Origin of the sequence: Erythrobacter fulvus (genome assembly GCF_028595285.1) — a bacterium.
Taxonomy (GTDB): Bacteria; Pseudomonadota; Alphaproteobacteria; order Sphingomonadales; family Sphingomonadaceae; genus Erythrobacter; species Erythrobacter fulvus.
Genome location: NZ_JAQQXQ010000004.1, coordinates 117,318 through 134,372, shown reverse-complemented (window position 1 = coordinate 134,372; position 17,055 = coordinate 117,318). Strand labels below are relative to the sequence as shown.

Sequence of the window (17,055 nt, the reverse complement as noted above, 5' to 3'; positions counted from 1 at the left end):
CGCACGATTTCGGCCCGATCCGGGCGAATCTCGACCGATTTCGCGGTTTTTGGCGATGTTTCGCGTGAAACAATCTCAGGCTGGGATGGGCGGGGCGGCACAATGCCGGGCGATGAATTCGCCATGGGCCGGCATTGCGGCTACGGCTTCGTCCATCGCCTCGCGGATCTGGGCAAGGCGCTGCGTCACCGGCACCTCGCTCCGCATCGCCGCCAGCGCCGGGGCGCGCTGCGGCACGATCCCCTGCCCCAGATAGACCGCAATCCAGCTGGGATTGGCGAAGAGTTCCTGCCCGTCGGCCACCAGCATCCCGTGGGCGCTGAAGTGGTCGATCTTGTATTGCAGGCTGTCGGGGATCGGCATGGCGGCGCAATACCGCCACAGCTCGGAATCATCCCTTGTCGATGCCTTGTAGTGCAGGATCAGGAAGTCGCGGATCAGTTCGTATTCCTTGGCCGTCTGCGCGTTGTATTCGCGCGTCAGCAGCGGCGACATGGCACTGTCGGGCAGCAGCGCGATCAGCCGCAGGATGCCGTACTGGATCAGGTGCAGGCTGGTGCTTTCAAGCGGTTCCATGAACCCCGCCGACAGCCCGATGGCAACGCAGTTCTTCTTCCAGAATTCGCGCCGCTTGCCGGTGACGAAACGCAAGGTGCGGGGGTCTGCCAGCGGTTTGCCGTCCAGGGTCGAAAGCAGCTCTGCGGCGGCTTCGTCTTCCGAGATGAACTGGCTGCAATGGACATAGCCATTGCCGGTGCGGTGCTGGAGCGGGATGCGCCATTGCCAGCCCGCAGCCTTGGCGGTGGAGCGGGTATAGGGGGTGAAATCGCCCTTTTCGCACGGGACAGCCACCGCCCGGTCACACGGAAGCCAATGCTGCCAGTTGTCGTAGCCCGCCTCCAGCGCATCTTCGATCAATAGGCCGCGGAACCCGCTGCAATCGATGAAGAATTCGCCTGCGATGGCCTCGCCGCTTTCCAGCGTGACGCTTTCGATGAACCCGTCCTCGCCCCGCAGCGCGACATCGACCACGCGGCCTTCGATGCGCTTTACGCCCCGTTGTTCGGCGAACCGCCGCAAGTACGCGGCATAGAGCCCGGCGTCGAAATGGTAGGCATAATCGAAGGTCGACTGGATCAGCCGCCGGTCAGTGGAAGGATGGGTGAATTTGCCCGCCTTCGCCATTGCCCAGCACATCGAAAAATCGTCGATCGGGCCCTCTACGCGCCCTTCGATCCATTCGCGCATCCAGTGGTGATAGAACGGCACCTGATCGAATTCGGCCCCGTACTGGCCGAAGGGATGGAAATAGCTGTGGCCCTTGCGCCCCCAGTCGACGAACTGAATGCCGAGCTTGTAGCTTCCCTGTGTCTCGCGCACGAAGGTCGCCTCGTCGATGCCGAGGCGGCGGTTGAAATGGCGGATCGGCGGGATGGTGGCCTCGCCTACGCCGACCGTGCCGATGGCCTCGCTTTCGATCAGGGTGATTGCGCAATCGCGGCCCACCGCATGCGCCAGCGCTGCAGCCGTCATCCAGCCCGCGCTGCCCCCGCCGACGATGACGATGTGCTTGAGCGGGGCAGGGGCGGGAGCGGCTTCGGTCATGGCGCGATTATCCGCCGCAGCTTTCCCTGATCAGCAGGCTGGTTTCAAGCCGCTCGGAAACCGCCGGCCCGTCGCCGCGGTCGATCAGCTTTGACACCAGCATGCGGCCCGCGAGGTTCGCATCCTGATCGATGGTGGTGAGCTGCGGCGTGACGAGCCTTGCGGCAGGAATATTGTCATAGCCCACGACCGAGACATCGCCCGGCACGCTCAGTCCCGAACGGGTCAGCGCCCGGATCGCGCCGATGGCGATAAGGTCGGATGCGGCGAACACCGCGTCGAATTTCAGCCCGCGCGCAATCGCGCTGCGGGTTGCCGCCTCGCCCGAGTGCACTTCGAAATGGGCGGGAACGATCAACTCGTCGTCGAACCTGATCCCCGCCTTTTCCAGCGCCTGCTTGTAGCCGCGAAAGCGCTGCTCGGCTTCGGGCGCTTCGGTGTCGCCGAGGAACAGGATACGCTTTCGCCCCAGCCGCGCCAGATGCGCCGTCGCGCGTCGCCCGCCTGCGACATTGTCCGAACCGATCGCGCAATATTGTGCATCGGGAAATTCCGCGCCCCACACCACGAAGCGGTTGTCCCGCGCGGCCAGCGCGTTGAAGGCGTGGTGCAGCGAGGACTGGCCGATGAAGATCACGCCCGTCGCGCGGCTGGTGCTCATCGCGTAATCGAGATCCTCGCCCGCGCGGGGGCTCAGGTGGCTGATCAAGAGGTCGGCATTACGCTCGCGCGCGGCCTCGGCAATCCCTGCCAGCAATTCGAGGAAGAACGGGTCCGACACCCGGCTTTCGCGCGCCTGCGGGGCGGGGACGACCACCGCGATCGTGGCATCCGCCCCGCTTGGTCCAGCGGGCATCGAGGCGCGGAATTCATAATCATGCGCGCGCGCGATCTGCCAGATCTGCTGCTTGGTCCGCCGCTTTACCGAGGGGCTGTCGTTCAATGCACGGCTGACGGTCGAGACGGATACCCCGGCTTCGCGCGCAATATCCTCCAGCGTGGCGCTGCGCCGCGAGGGGGCCCGGGTGGCATTCATCGTCAGCTTTGCTCCGCGTCGTTTGTCGCCCAGTAACCCGAACCGGGCGCCAGCACCATGGGCGGATTGCCCGATCCGCCGACCGCGCTTTCGCTGGCAATCAGGCGGCTGTGCGCGAAGCCTTCAGGCGGGGACCAGTCGATCACCTCCTCGCCCAGATTGAAGGCGCACAGCACCGCGCCGCCTTCGTCACGGCGAACGAAGGCGACCAGCGCTTCGGGCGTATCGAGCAGCGTGATGTCGCCGCTCACCAGCGCCGGATGTTGCCGCCGCAGCGCGAGCAGTTGGCGGGTATAGGCAAGGGTCGAATGCGGATCACCGGCCTGCCGGTCGACGGCGAGGGCAGCGTGTGCCGGATCGCGCTTCAGCCAGGTGCGGTTGGCGCTGGAAAAACCGGCCTGCGGAGCATTCGCTTGCCACGGCATCGGGGTACGCGCGCCGTCGCGGCCCAGCGTGTGCGGCCAGTTGGCGATGGCTTCGGGATCGAGCAGATCCTCGAACGCCACCTCGCCCTGCGGCAGGCCCAGTTCCTCGCCCTGATAGATGATCGGATTGCCGCGCAGCGACAGCAGCAGCAGCATGTTCAACCGCGCGGCGCGGGCCAAGTCGCCGTCGAGCGTCCAGCGGGTGACGGCACGCGGGGCATCGTGGTTGGAAAAGGCCCAGGACGGCCAGCCTTCGCCCGGCTCCCCGCTCCATTGCGACAGGCTGGCGCGCACCAGCGGGGCTGTCAGCCGGGGAGCATAGAGGAAATCGAAATTATAGGCGGAATCCAGCCGTTTGCCGCCTTCGGTAAAGGCCTTCATCTCCGCCAGCGGTTCCGGCCCGCCGACTTCGGCGACAGTGAAGCGGCCGGGGAATTCGTCGATCGTCGCCCGGATGCGTTCAAGGAACCCGGTGATGTCAGGGTGCGACTGGTTGTACCGCTTCACCTGCATGTCGAACGGGCGCGTCACCTGGCTCATCGGCACGCCGGAGGGCGGATTATCGCGCAGCTCCGGGTCATGCATCGAGAAGTTCAGCGCATCGAGCCGGAACCCGTCGACGCCGCGCTTCAGCCAGAACTGCGCCACATCCAGCAGCGCGTCCTGCACATCGCGGTTATGCACGTTGAGATCGGGCTGGCTGGTAAGGAAATTGTGCAGGTAATACTGCTTCCTCGGCCCGTCCCACTGCCATGCCGATCCGCCGAACACCGATTGCCAGTTCGACGGCGGCGAACCGTCGGGCTTGGGATCGGCCCAGACATACCAGTCGGCCTTGGGATTGGTGCGATCCTGCCGGCTTTCCTGAAACCAGGCATGTTCGTCCGAGGTGTGCGAATAGACCTGATCAATGATGACTTTCAGGCCCAGCGCGTGGGCCCTTTCGATGATCCGGTCAAAGTCGGCGAAATTGCCGAAGCTTGGATCGATCCCGCAGTAATCGGCCACGTCATAGCCGAAATCGCGCATCGGCGAGGTGAAGAAGGGCGAGATCCAGATACCGTCAACGCCAAGATCGGCGATGTAGTCGAGCCCGTCGGCAATCCCCGCCAGATCGCCGATCCCGTCGCCATTGGTGTCGCGGAAGGAGCGCGGATAGATCTGGTAGATGACAGCGCCGCGCCACCACGCCAGCGGGTGGGCAGTGTCGGTGGCGGTGGCGGCAAGAGCGGTTGCCATTAGTCGTCGGTCTCCAGAATGCAGGCGGCAAAGCCGAACGGCTCCAGCGCGATGCGCAGCGTGCCGGGTGCTGCCAGCGCGGCCGGACAATTGCCCAGCAGCGGGGCCACCCGGCGCGCGCGGTAGCTCACCTCGATATTGCGCGAAAGCGCCGAAGCGCCGGTGTTGAAGGCCAGCAGCACCCGCTGGCCGGTTTCGGGATCATAGCGTTCGACTGCGAGCAGGCCGGGGGCGGCTTCCTCGAAGGCGCGCACCGTGCTCAGCCCGCGGCGCAGCGCCGGGCTGGTGCTGCGTGCCTGCGCCAGCTCCCCGATCAGGCGGTAGAGCGGGTGACGCTGATCGAAATTGCTCTGCGCGGTGGTCGCATCGGAACCGATCAGGTTGTTGTCGTTGTAGAAATCGACCTTGCTCGGAAACATGTCCTCGCGCGCCAGCTGGTCATTGCCGTCGGAGATGAAGCCCTGTTCGTCCCCGTAATAGACCGTCGGCACCCCGCGCAGGAAAAACATCATCGCATGGCCAAGGCTGACGCGGGCGAGCAGTTCCGCCTCGTCATCCGATCCGCTCATCTCGCGCACGAACATCGAAAAGCGGCCGAAATCGTGGTTGCCGAGGAAGGTCGGCAGGCCCAGCGCAGTGGTCGCGCCGCCGGGATAGATTGCATCCTGCTGGAGGAATTCGGCCATCAGCCGCGGCGGCGATTTGCCGCTGGCGACCATCTGCGCGGCCTTCGCAAAGCCCATGTCGAGCGCATAGGTCAGGCCGCTTTGCGTCATCACCTGCGCGGCTAGCGTCGCGTTCGGCTCCTCGTAGGCAATCTCGCCGAAGATGTGGAAGTGATCGATCCCCTTCGCTTTCGCGCGTTCGAGCATGGCGGGAACGAAGGCCTGCCAGAATTCGGGGTTCACATGCTTGGCGGTGTCGATGCGGAAACCGTCGATCCCGTATTTGTCGATCCAGTCGCCGAAGATCTCGATCATGCCCTGTACCACGCGCGGGTTCTCGGTCGCGAGGTCATCGAGCCCCGAGAAATCGCCGTAGACGCTGCTTTCGCCGATCCAGTGCGAATTGCCGCGATTGTGGTAGAGCGTGACGTCGTTGAGCCATGCCGGCACCTTCACGTCCCGCTCTTCCTCGCTCACCACGGGGGTATAGGCAAAAGCCGGATCTGTCAGCTTTGCCCAGTTGGCCGGATCGGGATTGTCGTCGCCGGCAAAGCCTTCGTTGATCGGCGCGCCGTCCGGGCCGCCGCGGCGCGAGAAGGGATAGTCGCCCTTGCTGCGATAGGCATAGCCCGTTGCCTCACCTTCGGCATAGTCGATCACGTCGGCGGTGTGATTGGTGATGATGTCCATATAGACCTTCATCCCGCGCGCATGGGCGGCATCGACGAAGGCCTTGAATTCGGCATTGGTGCCGAAATGCGGATCGACGCTGGTGAAATCGGTCACCCAATAGCCGTGATAGCCCGCGCTTTCCTCGCCCGGCTTGCCCTGTACCGGCTTGTTCTTGAAGATCGGCGCGAACCAGATCGCGGTGACGCCCATCCCCTGAATGTAGTCGAGCCTTGAGGTCAGGCCTTTCAGGTCGCCGCCGTGATAGAAGCCCTTGTGCGCGGGATCGAAGCCGTGCCGGAGCGGGCCACCCTTGATGCCACCACGATCATTGGACGTGTCGCCGTTCTCGAAGCGATCGGGCAGCACGAAGTAGATGATCTCGTCTTCAAGCTGACGCTGGTCGATCGGAGTCGCAGCCGGTGGTGCGACCGGTTCTCCGGCAAAGGCGGCACCCGCGCATAGCGCAGCGGCAATTCCCACGAAGATTCGTGCCATGACCCAACTCCCTCCGGCGCCGGTTCTGACAGCTTGTGAAAAGTTTTGCAAATCTTTGTATGCATGTCGGGCAAGCGGGGTCGGAGCAGTCAAGGAAATGAAATATATAAAGAAAGTAAAATCCGGCACGCCGGTATCAGAATTTTTCCGGAGAAAATCGGAAAGTTTCTTGCAAAATTTTGCAAGCTGTCCAGACTGTCGCGGCGCGAGTTGGGCGTATGATCCGGACGGCAGAGCCGGAATGCTACAATCTGTGCGGAGCCGCGTCACCCCGACAGGATCGGATGCGCGGGGGAGAGGATGAAACGACGATGACGCAAGGCAGCCTCAAGCCGGCACTGAGCGCAGGCCAGATCTGGAACATGAGCTTCGGCTTCCTCGGCATCCAGATCGGATTCGAGCTCCAGAACGGCAATGTCAGCCGCATCTTCCAGACTTTGGGGGCGGATGTCGGCAGCCTCGCAATCCTGTGGATTGCCGCACCGATGACGGGCCTGATCGTGCAGCCGATCATCGGCCACCTTTCGGACAAAACCTGGAGCCCGCGCTTCGGTCGGCGCCGGCCCTTCTTCCTTGTCGGCGCGCTGCTGGCGAGCCTGGCGCTGTTCATCATGCCCAATGCCCCCGCGCTGTGGGTGGCGGCGGGGATGCTGTGGATCATGGACGCCTCGCTCAACGTGACGATGGAGCCGTTCCGTGCCTTCGTCGGCGACAATCTGCCCGATCGTCAGCGAACCGTCGGCTATGCCATGCAGAGCTTTTTCATCGGCACCGGCGCGGTGCTGGCCGGTGCGCTGCCGTGGGTGATGACCAACTGGCTCGGCCTCAGCAATGTCGCGCCTGCCGGCGAGATCCCCGAAACGGTGCACTGGTCGTTCTACATCGGCGGCGCGGCCTTGCTGGCGGCAGTGTGCTGGACGGTGTTCACCACCAGGGAATATTCCCCAAAAGAGCTTGCCGGTTTCGCAGCATCGCAGGGGGATGTGGCGCATGGCGGGCACGCCGCCGCAACCCGCAGCGCGGCGCAGTTCGCCACTGGCGGTGCGATCTGGATTATCGCTGGTGCGGCGGTCGCCGCGCTGGTGGCGCTGGCACGGGGAGACAGCCGTCCGGCGTTCCTCGGCACCATCGAGGTCGCCAAGGATCTCTATGTCCTCGCCGGGCTGATCGGCGGGTTCGGTGTGATCCAGCTGTTTGCAAGCATGCTGCGCGCGCAGGGGCGCGAGGACAGCGGCTTCATGGAGGTGGTCAGCGATCTGTTCGCCATGCCCAAAACCATGCGTCAGCTCGCCGTGGTGCAGTTCTTCAGCTGGTTCGCGATGTTCGCGCTGTGGATCTATGGCACGCCGGGCGTGACCGAATACCACTTCGGCGCGAGCGATGCGGCCGGTGCCGCCTATCAGGACGGTGCCGACTGGTGGAGCCTGATGGGATCGGTGCGGAACGGACTGGCCGCGGCCGCCGCGCTGGGTTTCGTGGTAGTGGCTGCGAAGATCGACCGCACGCGTCTCCACGCGCTCAACCTGATGCTGGGCGCGGCGGGCTTTGCTGCGGTGCTGCTGGTCCGCGATCCGGCGCTGTTGTGGGTGCCGCAGATCGGGCTGGGCATCGCCTGGGCCTCGATCGTCTCGCTGCCCTATGCGATCCTTGCGGGGAGCGTTCCAGCGGAGAAAATGGGCATCTACATGGGGGTGTTCAACATCTTCATCGTCGTGCCGCAGCTGCTGGCGGCGACGCTGCTCGGCTTCCTTGTCACCAACATCTTCGGCGGTGCGCCGATTTACGCGATGGCGATCGCGGCGGCGAGTTTCGTGGCAGCGGCGGCGGCGACCCTGCTGGTCAGGGAGCAGGCGGCATGATGCGCGGCACAATCGGGTTGCTGGCAGCGGTGCTTGCCGCCAGTCCCGCGCTGGCCGAGCCCGACTACACCCCGCGTGACGTGGTCGAGGTGACCAATGCCGACTGGACGCGCGACGCGGTGCTGTATCAGCTCAACACCCGCCAGTTTACGCCGGAGGGCACCTTCGCCGCCGCGCAGATGCAGTTGCCGCGTCTTGCGGCGATGGGCGTGGACATCATATGGCTGATGCCGATCCACCCCATCGGGGAGGCGAACCGCAAGGGCTCGCTCGGCAGCCCCTATGCGGTGCGAGACTATCGCGCGGTCAATCCGGAGCTGGGGAGAGAAGCCGATTTCCGCGCCTTCGTGGACGAGGCCCACCGGCTGGGATTGAAGGTGATCCTCGACTGGGTTGCCAATCATTCGGCGACGGACAACCCGCTGACCGACAGCCACCCCGAATGGTATACCCGCAGCCCCGAAGGCGCTCTGGTGCCGCCGGCCGGCACCGACTGGTCTGACGTGGCGGACTTCGATTATTCGCAGCCCGCCTTGCGCCGCTACATGACCGAAAGCCTGATCTACTGGGTGCGCGAATTCGGCATCGACGGGTTCCGCTGCGATGTCGCGGGCTATGTCCCGACCGATTTCTGGGACACGGCCCGCGCTCAGCTCGACAAGGTGAAGCCCGTCTTCATGCTGGCCGAATGGGAACAGCGCGATCTGCACAACCGCGCCTTCGATGCGACCTATGGCTGGGGCTGGAAGGAAGCGATGCAGCGCCTCGTCAAAAGCGGCGAGGGGGCAGGGCCGATCCGCGGCTATTACGCCGGACAGGCCGAGACCTGGCCGCATGCCGCCATGCGCATGGTCTATACCGAAAACCACGACCAGAATTCATGGGACGGAGTGGCGAGCGAGATTTACGGGGACGCTTACGAAGCCGCGATTGCGCTGTCCTTCACCGGCTCCGGCCTGCCGCTGATCTATAATGGGCAGGAGGCCGACAACGACCGCCAGCTCGCCTTTTTCGAGCGTGATCCGATTGTCTGGCGGGAAGGGCGCCATGATGCGCTTTTCCGCAAGCTGATCGCGCTCAAGACTGAAATGCGGGCGCTCCACAACGGACGTTTCGGGGCGGCCATGATCGAGGTGCCGACCGACGCGGCGGAAGATGTTTACGCCTTCACGCGGGGGCAGGCGGGCGAGCGGGTATTCGCCGCGTTCAACCTCTCACCCCGGCCGCACGCGGTAACCTTCGGCAAGGCGCGCCATCACGGCAGCTACGCCGATGCGCTGAGCGGCGAGGCGGCGATCTTTGCAGGCGGCGAGACCCTTGATCTGCCGGCATGGGGTTACCGGATTTTCAAAGAGACGAAGTGATGCGTCGGACGCAGGGGCGCAGGAGAGAACGAATGACCAAGCAGTGGAAATCATGGATCGCACTTGCCGCGATCGCGTGGGCGGCCGCACCCGCCCATGCCGAAAGTCTGACGCTGGCCTCGCCCGACGGCAAGATCGCCGTCACCGTCAGCGACGATAACGGGCAGGCGACCTATGCGGTTAGTTACGACGGCGAGACGGTGATCGCGCCTTCGAAGCTGGGGATGCTGTTTGCCGACCATCACGGTTTCGAGCGCGGGCTGGAAATTGCCGGTTCGGTTTCTGTCGCCAACGACACGGCATGGGAACAGCCCTGGGGTGAGCGGCGGCTGGTGCGTGATCAGCACAATGAACTGGCCGTCACTTTCGCCGCCACGCAAGGCCCTGCGCGGCAGATGGTGGTGCGGTTCCGCGCTTTCGATACGGGCATCGGCTTCCGTTACGAGCTGGCCGAACAGCCGGCGCTGGCCGGAGAGATCGCCATCGTCGAGGAGCTGACCCAGTTCGCCGTCGGGGAGGATACCACCATGTGGTACACCCCGTCGGACGAGTTCAACCGCTATGAGTATATCACCCGGACGGGCGCGGCAGGCACGGTGGACGATGCGCACACGCCTGCGACCTTCCGCAAGGCCAGCGGCATCCACTTCGCCATTCACGAAGCCGCGCTGGTCGATTATTCGGCCATGTCTCTCGGTGCGCTGCGTCCCGGTACTTTCGAGGCGCGGCTTCGCAGTTGGCAGGGCGGACCGAAGGTCAAAACCCGCGCCCCGTTCAAAAGCCCGTGGCGCACCATCCAGATCGCGCCTGACGCGGTGGGGCTGATCAATTCGGACATCATCCTTAACCTCAACGAACCCAACGTGCTGGGCGACGTTTCGTGGGTGGAGCCGGGCAAATATATCGGCATCTGGTGGGCGATGCACATCAAGGATCGCACCTGGGGCCGCGACGGGATCCACGGCGCCACGACAGCGGAAACCAAACGCTATATCGACTTTGCCGCCGAGCACGGTTTCGACGGGGTGCTGGTGGAAGGATGGAACATCGGCTGGGACGGTGATTGGTTCAACAATGGCGATCTGTTCCGCTTTACCGAAGCCATGCCGGACTATGACATCGTGGAGCTGGGCCGGTATGCGCAGTCCAAGGGCGTGCGCCTGATCGGCCATCACGAAACCTCGGCCAATATCACCAATTACGAAAACCAGATGGAGGCCGCCTTCGACCTGATGCGCAAGGTGGGCGCGCGGGCGGTCAAGACGGGCTATGTCGCCGACGCGGGCGATGTGGTGCGCGTCGACGAGAACGGCGTGCGCCGCTACGAATGGCACGACAGCCAGTTCATGGTCGGCCACCATCTGCGCGTGGTGAAGGCAGCAGCGAAGCGGCAGATTGCGATCAACGCGCACGAGCCGGTCAAGGACACGGGCCTGCGCCGCACCTATCCCAACTGGATAACCCGCGAGGGCGCGCGCGGCATGGAATTCAACGCCTGGGGCACCCCGCCCAATCCGCCGAGCCATGTGCCGATGCTCGCCTTCACCCGCATGCTTGCCGGGCCGATGGACTTTACGCCCGGCATCTTCGATCTGAAGCCCAACGAGCGCGCCCCGCTGCGCGACGACATGCCGCGCGGCGATCCGGCAAACCGTCCGCAGACGACGCTGGCCAAGCAGTTGGCGCTCTACGTGGTGCTCTATTCGCCGCTGCAGATGGCCGCCGACCTGCCCGAGAACTACGAAGCGCGGATGGACGCCTTCCAGTTCATCAAGGATGTCGAGGCCGACTGGGAGGAAAGCATCGCGCTGGCGGGCGAGGTGGGCGAATATGTCGCCTTCGCGCGGCAGGGTAGGAAGTCGAAGCAATGGTTCCTCGGCGCGGTGACCGACGAGAACGCCCGCGATCTGGTGCTGCCGCTGGACTTCCTCGAGAAGGGCAAGCGCTACCGCGCGCAGATCTACCGCGACGGGCCGGACGCCGACTGGGACACCAACCCCTATGACATCGTGATCGAGGAAAAAACCGTCACCGGCGGCGATAGCTTCGCCGTAAGGCTCGCTTCGTCGGGCGGGGTCGCCGTGCGCTTCATTCCGGTCGGCAAGTAGCGCGCAATAATAGAGGGCGGACGCCTCCCCCAAGGCATCCGCCCTCGCGTACTCCCGTCCAAGGGAGAACCGGCAATTTCAAACCGAGAGGTCTAGGCTGCGGTCGCCATCCGGGCGAGTTCGCAGTGCGACCAGATCTCGGACAGCGCCTTGATCAGGCGGTCGATATCGCCATCGGTGTGCACCGGTGAGGGCGTCACCCGCAGGCGTTCGGTGCCAACCGGCACGGTCGGGTAATTGATCGGCTGCACATAGATGCCGTGGTTGTCCATCAGCCAGTCGCTGATCATCTTGCACTTCTTGGCGTCGCCCACCATCACCGGGATGATGTGGCTCGGGTTGTCGAGGTGCGGGATGCCCATCATGTCGAGCTTGCGGCGCACCTGCGCGACGCGCTCCTGCTGCATCTCGCGCTCGGCACTGCTGTTTTTCAGATGGCGGATGCTCGCCGCGGCGCCTGCCGCGATCGCGGGGGGCAGGGCGGTCGAGAAGATGAAGCCGCTGGCGAAAGAGCGCACGAAATCGACAAGGTTGCTGCTCGCCGCGATATAGCCGCCCATCACCCCGAAGGCCTTGCCAAGCGTGCCTTCGATCACGGTGATGCGATCCATCAGCCCTTCGCGCTCGGCAATGCCGCCGCCGCGCGGGCCATAGAGGCCAACGGCGTGGACTTCGTCGATATAGCTCATCGCGCCGTGCTTTTCGCACACGTCGAGAATCTCGGCGATCGGGGCAATGTCGCCGTCCATCGAATAGACGCTCTCGAAGGCGACCAGCTTGGGCACTTCGGGGCCATACATCGACAGCAGCTCGTCAAGATGCGCCGCGTCATTGTGGCGCCAGATCTTGTAGGGCGCGCGGCTGTGTCGGATGCCTTCGATCATCGAGGCGTGGTTCAATGCGTCGGAAAACACCACGCAGCCCGGAATCTTGCCCGCCAGCGTGCCGAGGCCCGCCCAGTTCGAGACATAGCCCGAGGTGAACAGCAGCGCGCTTTCCTTGCCGTGCAGGTCCGCAAGCTCCTGTTCGAGCAGCACGTGGTAGTGGTTGGTGCCCGAGATATTGCGTGTACCGCCCGCGCCCGCGCCGCATTCGTCGAGACAGGAATGCATCGCTTCCAGCACCGCCGGATGCTGGCCCATGCCGAGATAGTCGTTCGAACACCACACGGTGACCGCCTGCGTATCTTCGTCGATAAAGCGGGTGGCGTGCGGGAAGCGGCCGCGATGGCGCTTGATGTCGGTGAACACCCGGTAACGGCCGTCGGCGCGCACAGTGTCCAGCTCGCCGGCAAAAAAGGCTTCGAAGTCCATCGGGTATTCCTCGTTCTTTTCGGTCATGTCGTCAATTGCGCCCTTGCGCCCCGGCGGCATTGCGTCGCGGCAGTGCCCAGCCCCACAGCATTCCGTCACGGAAGGGCAGGGCCAGGAAAAAGTGTTCGAGCACGCCCAGCAGGGCGAGCGTGGTCAGCAGGCTGGCACCGACCATTTCGGCGCTGCCCAGCGGCGCGGCGAGCGCGAGGGTGCCGAACCAGGCCGTCATCGCGCCAAGGCCAAGGATCGACAGCACCAGCAGCAAAGTCATGCGGTTGGGGCCGAAATAGGTCTTCAGATAGGCGAGATGTTCGGGCAGCATTTCCGAGGTTGTGTTGGGCACGCCCACGAACAGGTTGATCTTCGATGTCAGCCGCATCCCGAACATCAGCACGAACACCGTCGCGCCGATCTGGTTGGGCACATCCCACGACAGCGAGATCAGCAGCAGCGCAGTGAGCGCGAGCGCGACTTCGTGGTGCATGACAGTCGCCGCAGCCTGACGGAAACGCGCCATGCCGGTCAGCGACGGATCGCCCGGCCCGCGGCGCGGCCCGGCAGCGGCTCCGGTCAGGAACGAAAGCTCGTGCCAGCCCCACACCATCAGCGCCCCGATAAAGGCGAGATAAACCGCCCATACCTCTGCCGACAGCGAGGCGAACAGGATCACCACGAGCCCCGTAATCCCCGCCGCGCCGCCGATCATCATGCTGCGCGAGAAGGTCGAACGTTCGCGGTTATCTGCCCACGCGATCAGGCCGGTGGCGATGAACCAGATCGCCACCGTCACGATGAACGGCACAATATGGCCGCTCCAGCTTACCACGCGGGCTGCAGCCTGATCCGCGCGGGCAGCGCGTTGGGCCGGGTGCGGTGGAAATACATGCGGGCGAAGGCCAGTCCTGCGCCGGCCATGCCGGACACGCGCTTGGCAAGGCCGGTCAACCCGCCGCGCTCCTTGCCTTCGTCGATCCGCAGCGCCGCGATCCGCAGCTTTTCCATCTGGCGACGGAAGGCCGGATCGTCGATGTCGAGTTCAACGGGGAAGACCTGGCGGCTGATCTGGTTGCAGATCGCAAAGACCTTGTAATCGTACTCGGTCGGATCGACCCCCAGCGCGGCGTGGAACACCGGGCGGTTATGGTCGCGCACATACATCGTGGCGTAAACCGACAGCAGGAAGAACCGCACCCACAGCTTGTTCGCGCCCTGCAAAAGCTTGGGATCGGAACGCAGCAGCATGGCAAAGGCCTCGCCGTGGCGGAACTCGTCGTTGCACCATTCCTCGAACCAGTCGAAGATCGGGTGGAACTTGTATTGCGGGTTCTGCGCCAGGTGGCGGAAGATGGTGATGTAGCGCGCGTAGCCGATCTTCTCCGACAGATAGACCGCGTAGAAGATGAACTTCGGTTTGAAATACGTGTATTTCTTGGTCTTGGTCAGATAGCCCAGATCGACGCCGATCCCTGCATCCTTCAGGCTTTCGTTGATGAAGCCCGCATGGCGGCTTTCATCGCGCGCAAGCAGGCGGAACAGCTGCTTCACATCGGGGTTCTTCGTCCGCCGCGCGATTTCGGCGTAGAGCACGCAGCCCGAAAATTCCGACGTCATCGAGCTGACGAGGAAATCGGTGAATTCCTTGCGCAGCGCCGGTTCGAGCCCCTCGATCACGCCCTTGAAGCGGTCGGAATGCTTGAAGTGCAGCTTGTTGGGATCGCCCACCATGTCGGCGATCAGCTGGTCCCATTCTTCGCGCACCGGAGAGACGTCGATCGCGTCGAGCGCGTCGTAGTCGGTTGTGTAGAAACGCGGGGTCAGCATCGTGTCCTGCGTGGCGATCGCCATCGCCTCTTCGCTGGTCATCGGCTTGTAGGCGTTCATTTGATCCTCCCGGCGTTGAAGCTGACTTCGTAGAGTTCGGCCAAGTCGAAATAGGCCGCCAGCCGGATCGCCGCGCGGGTCATCAGGCCGGCGCGGGTGACGGTGGCGGTGCGCTCGAAAACTTCGCGGCTGCCAAAGGGAATCGCGATCGGATCACCGTGGACGCGCACCTTGTCGCCCGGCTCCATCGTCACGTCTTCGGGCAGTTCGACATGGGCGTGGAAGTGTTCCGGACTCTGCTCCACCGTAACGGTGCAGCGCACGTCGAAGGATTGCGGACCCTGACCGAGGAACAGCATGGCCATCAGCGCGCCTCCCCTGACGGCAGCATGCCCGCAAAGATCGCGCGGTTGTCCGGCCCGAAAGATGAAACTTCGACGCTCTTGCCTGTGACCGGATCATTGAGCGTCATTCCGCCGGTGTCCCATTCGGTCAGTTCGAAGGGCACGCGCGGCCCCTCGCCGCGGATCCGGCGCTGGTGGACGAGGCTCCGCACGCTGGCGCGGATGAAGCCGCCCTCACCCGGCCCGAAACGACCCAGCACCTCGGCGCTTGCGCCGTCCTCGACCCGCACCGTGCCATCGGGCTCGTCGAAGAAGCGAAGCGTGCGCATTCTGGTCGCCTGGACACCCGCTTCGGCGCGGGCGACTTCGGGAACTGCGCTGCGCTCGAAGAAGCCGAGCTGAACCGCGGCGGTGAGCAGTATCGAGATCGCCACGATCCCGCCCATCAGCATCAGCGGCACCTTGTGGACCGTGACTTCGTCCTTTTCGTATTCGCGGACGATCATGCGGGTGCTCCCTCCAATCCCTTGTCGCCAAGACCGGCGTCGGCGGCGCGCTTGACCGCTGCGACCCGGGCAGCAGCCGGTGCAGCCACAGAGCCGTGATGGCCTGCGGGTGCGGTCTGATCCTTGATCTCGGTCAAATTTAGCTCGATTTCGCCATAACGCGCGCGCACATCGGCGATCATCTGCGCGACCTTTGCCGCATCGGGTATGGCGCGCAGCATCGGCTGCGGGCGGGCATAGCGCCACGGACGGACGTGCGGCCACAGCAGCACGATGCCCAGAATCCGGTCGCCGCCGAGTTCGAATGCGATGTCGCCATAGCCGCCCGCGCGCTCGCGGAAATGGGCGGCGGTGACTTGCTTGAGCGGGATATTGATCCGCGTTTCGATGGCCATGCCGATGCGCATGATCAGCCTCGCGTCGGTGAGGATATACAGCGTGCTGCGCGCGCTGAGCCAGGCGAGCAGGTACAGCAACCCGACCAGCACCACGCCCAGACCGGCCGATACCGCCGCGGCTTCGTAATTGCCGGTCAGGGCAGCAACTAGCGCGAGCGCGGCCATGTAGATTCCGAGCGTGCGGGTGTGGAACGCGGTGCGGGCCAGCATCGCGAGACCCGGACGGCCCTTCCACAGCACGGTTTCGTCCGGCGCGGGCGTGCCGAGCCGGTCGCCATGTGCGGTCGGACCGTCATTCTCCAGCTCGGCATGATCGATGCCGCCGGGCAGCGGCATGGCCGCCGCCCGGTTGTCAGCCTGATTCAGAGCCACGGTTCAGCCCTCTCCGGCGTTGCATACATGTAACCGCCGCCGAAATAGGCCTGGATGCGGTCTTCCTCGTAGCGGGTTATGATGCCGGGGGTTTCGATTTCGGGCACATCGTCGAACTGTGCGGCGGTGATCGCGTCGATTTCGACATATTCGGGCTTGTTGTCGATGATCGGCAGGATCGCATCCAGCAGACCATTGCCATGGACGACCGCGACCATCATCGGCGCGAGCACCTTCTTGCCCGAAGAGGTCTCGACCTCGAGATAGCGGATGATGTGCTCAGCCTGATCAACCCAGATGTCGCTGACCTTGCCCACGACCACGCCGTCGGCAGCCTTCACCGGCCAGCCGATAAGCTGCGGATCATTCGGTGCGACGATGATTTCGTGGCTCTGTGCGATCGGAACGATGCGCGGACGCCCGTCGAAGGTCAGATCGGGATATTTCGAGCGATTGGCCCATGCGGCCGGGCCCATGCCGTCCTTCATCGCATTGCCACTGGGCACCCAGGGTGCGCCGGCAGCGTTGAAGGCCTGCGTGGCGGGGACGTTGATATCATCGCGCGCCACGTCCTCGGGCACATAGGTGCCGCGGCCGTGCGGCAGCTGGAAGCTCTTCTTGTCACCGTCGAAAAGGCTGCCGGGGTGGATCTTGCCAGTCTGCTCGTCCTCCAGCGGATAGCCTTCGCGGCGGCTTTCCCTGTTGAGGTAGAATACCAGCGCGACGAAAAAGCCGAAGAACAGCAGGAAGGCGAGTTCGGCGACATCGAATGTGCCGACAATATAGGCGTGGTTCATTTCACGTTCCTCTCGATAATTGGGTCGGCTGAGGCG

Annotated in this window: 14 protein-coding genes; 3 read left to right on the top strand and 11 right to left on the bottom strand. The window is 64.2% G+C overall.

Translation table 11 applies throughout. The features are described from left to right. Nucleotides 1–75: 75 nt before the first annotated feature. Genes OIK40_RS06555 through OIK40_RS06540 form a run of 4 tightly spaced genes read right to left on the bottom strand, consistent with a single transcriptional unit; the run spans nt 76 to nt 6,137 of the window. The gene (locus OIK40_RS06555; protein WP_273677191.1) at nt 76–1,605 is read right to left on the bottom strand and encodes a tryptophan halogenase family protein; all 1,530 of its coding nucleotides are present in this window, start codon (nt 1,603–1,605) and stop codon (nt 76–78) included. A gap of 7 nt (nt 1,606–1,612) precedes the next feature. After that, entirely contained in the window at nt 1,613–2,641 is a 1,029-nt protein-coding gene (locus OIK40_RS06550; RefSeq protein ID WP_273677189.1) for a LacI family DNA-binding transcriptional regulator, read from the bottom strand. A gap of 2 nt (nt 2,642–2,643) precedes the next feature. Continuing rightward, a complete protein-coding gene (locus tag OIK40_RS06545; RefSeq protein ID WP_273677187.1) occupies nt 2,644–4,305 on the bottom strand; it encodes an alpha-amylase family glycosyl hydrolase in 1,662 nt (553 codons plus the stop codon). Beyond that, the gene (locus OIK40_RS06540; protein ID WP_273677185.1) at nt 4,305–6,137 is read right to left on the bottom strand and encodes an alpha-amylase family glycosyl hydrolase; all 1,833 of its coding nucleotides are present in this window, start codon (nt 6,135–6,137) and stop codon (nt 4,305–4,307) included. The genes OIK40_RS06545 and OIK40_RS06540 overlap by 1 nt, the downstream gene beginning before the upstream one ends. 311 nt (nt 6,138–6,448) lie before the next feature. Between OIK40_RS06540 and OIK40_RS06535 the strand changes: the two genes are divergently transcribed. Genes OIK40_RS06535 through OIK40_RS06525 form a run of 3 tightly spaced genes read left to right on the top strand, consistent with a single transcriptional unit; the run spans nt 6,449 to nt 11,468 of the window. After that, the gene (locus tag OIK40_RS06535) at nt 6,449–7,996 is read left to right on the top strand and encodes an MFS transporter (RefSeq protein ID WP_273677183.1); all 1,548 of its coding nucleotides are present in this window, start codon (nt 6,449–6,451) and stop codon (nt 7,994–7,996) included. Beyond that, nucleotides 7,993–9,360, top strand: a complete 1,368-nt coding sequence (locus OIK40_RS06530) for an alpha-amylase family glycosyl hydrolase (RefSeq protein WP_273677181.1) — start codon at nt 7,993–7,995, stop codon at nt 9,358–9,360. The genes OIK40_RS06535 and OIK40_RS06530 overlap by 4 nt, the downstream gene beginning before the upstream one ends. 32 nt (nt 9,361–9,392) lie before the next feature. Further along, nucleotides 9,393–11,468 (top strand): glycoside hydrolase family 97 protein, encoded by a 2,076-nt coding sequence (locus OIK40_RS06525; RefSeq protein ID WP_273677179.1) that lies wholly within the window; start codon nt 9,393–9,395, stop codon nt 11,466–11,468. 92 nt (nt 11,469–11,560) lie between these two features. Here the strand turns inward: OIK40_RS06525 and hemA are convergent, their stop codons facing one another. Genes hemA through puhA form a run of 7 tightly spaced genes read right to left on the bottom strand, consistent with a single transcriptional unit; the run spans nt 11,561 to nt 17,019 of the window. Further along, nucleotides 11,561–12,781: a 5-aminolevulinate synthase gene (hemA, locus tag OIK40_RS06520; RefSeq protein WP_273677423.1), complete on the bottom strand. Its 1,221-nt coding sequence runs from the start codon at nt 12,779–12,781 to the stop codon at nt 11,561–11,563. A 31-nt stretch (nt 12,782–12,812) separates the two neighbouring features. Continuing rightward, on the bottom strand, nt 12,813–13,607 hold the full coding sequence (gene puhE / locus OIK40_RS06515; protein WP_273677178.1) for a putative photosynthetic complex assembly protein PuhE: 795 nt from the start codon (nt 13,605–13,607) through the stop codon (nt 12,813–12,815). Continuing rightward, the gene (gene acsF, locus OIK40_RS06510; protein ID WP_273677176.1) at nt 13,601–14,662 is read right to left on the bottom strand and encodes a magnesium-protoporphyrin IX monomethyl ester (oxidative) cyclase; all 1,062 of its coding nucleotides are present in this window, start codon (nt 14,660–14,662) and stop codon (nt 13,601–13,603) included. Before acsF ends, puhE begins: the two co-directional genes overlap by 7 nt. Further along, nucleotides 14,659–14,967: an O2-dependent cyclase accessory protein gene (locus tag OIK40_RS06505; RefSeq protein ID WP_273677174.1), complete on the bottom strand. Its 309-nt coding sequence runs from the start codon at nt 14,965–14,967 to the stop codon at nt 14,659–14,661. Before OIK40_RS06505 ends, acsF begins: the two co-directional genes overlap by 4 nt. After that, complete coding sequence (puhC, locus tag OIK40_RS06500) at nt 14,967–15,452, bottom strand: photosynthetic complex assembly protein PuhC (protein WP_273677172.1); 486 nt, start codon at nt 15,450–15,452, stop codon at nt 14,967–14,969. The genes OIK40_RS06505 and puhC overlap by 1 nt, the downstream gene beginning before the upstream one ends. After that, complete coding sequence (gene puhB, locus OIK40_RS06495; protein ID WP_273677170.1) at nt 15,449–16,222, bottom strand: photosynthetic complex putative assembly protein PuhB; 774 nt, start codon at nt 16,220–16,222, stop codon at nt 15,449–15,451. Before puhB ends, puhC begins: the two co-directional genes overlap by 4 nt. Then, entirely contained in the window at nt 16,213–17,019 is an 807-nt protein-coding gene (puhA, locus tag OIK40_RS06490; RefSeq protein ID WP_273677168.1) for a photosynthetic reaction center subunit H, read from the bottom strand. The genes puhB and puhA overlap by 10 nt, the downstream gene beginning before the upstream one ends. Nucleotides 17,020–17,055 lie beyond the last annotated feature (36 nt).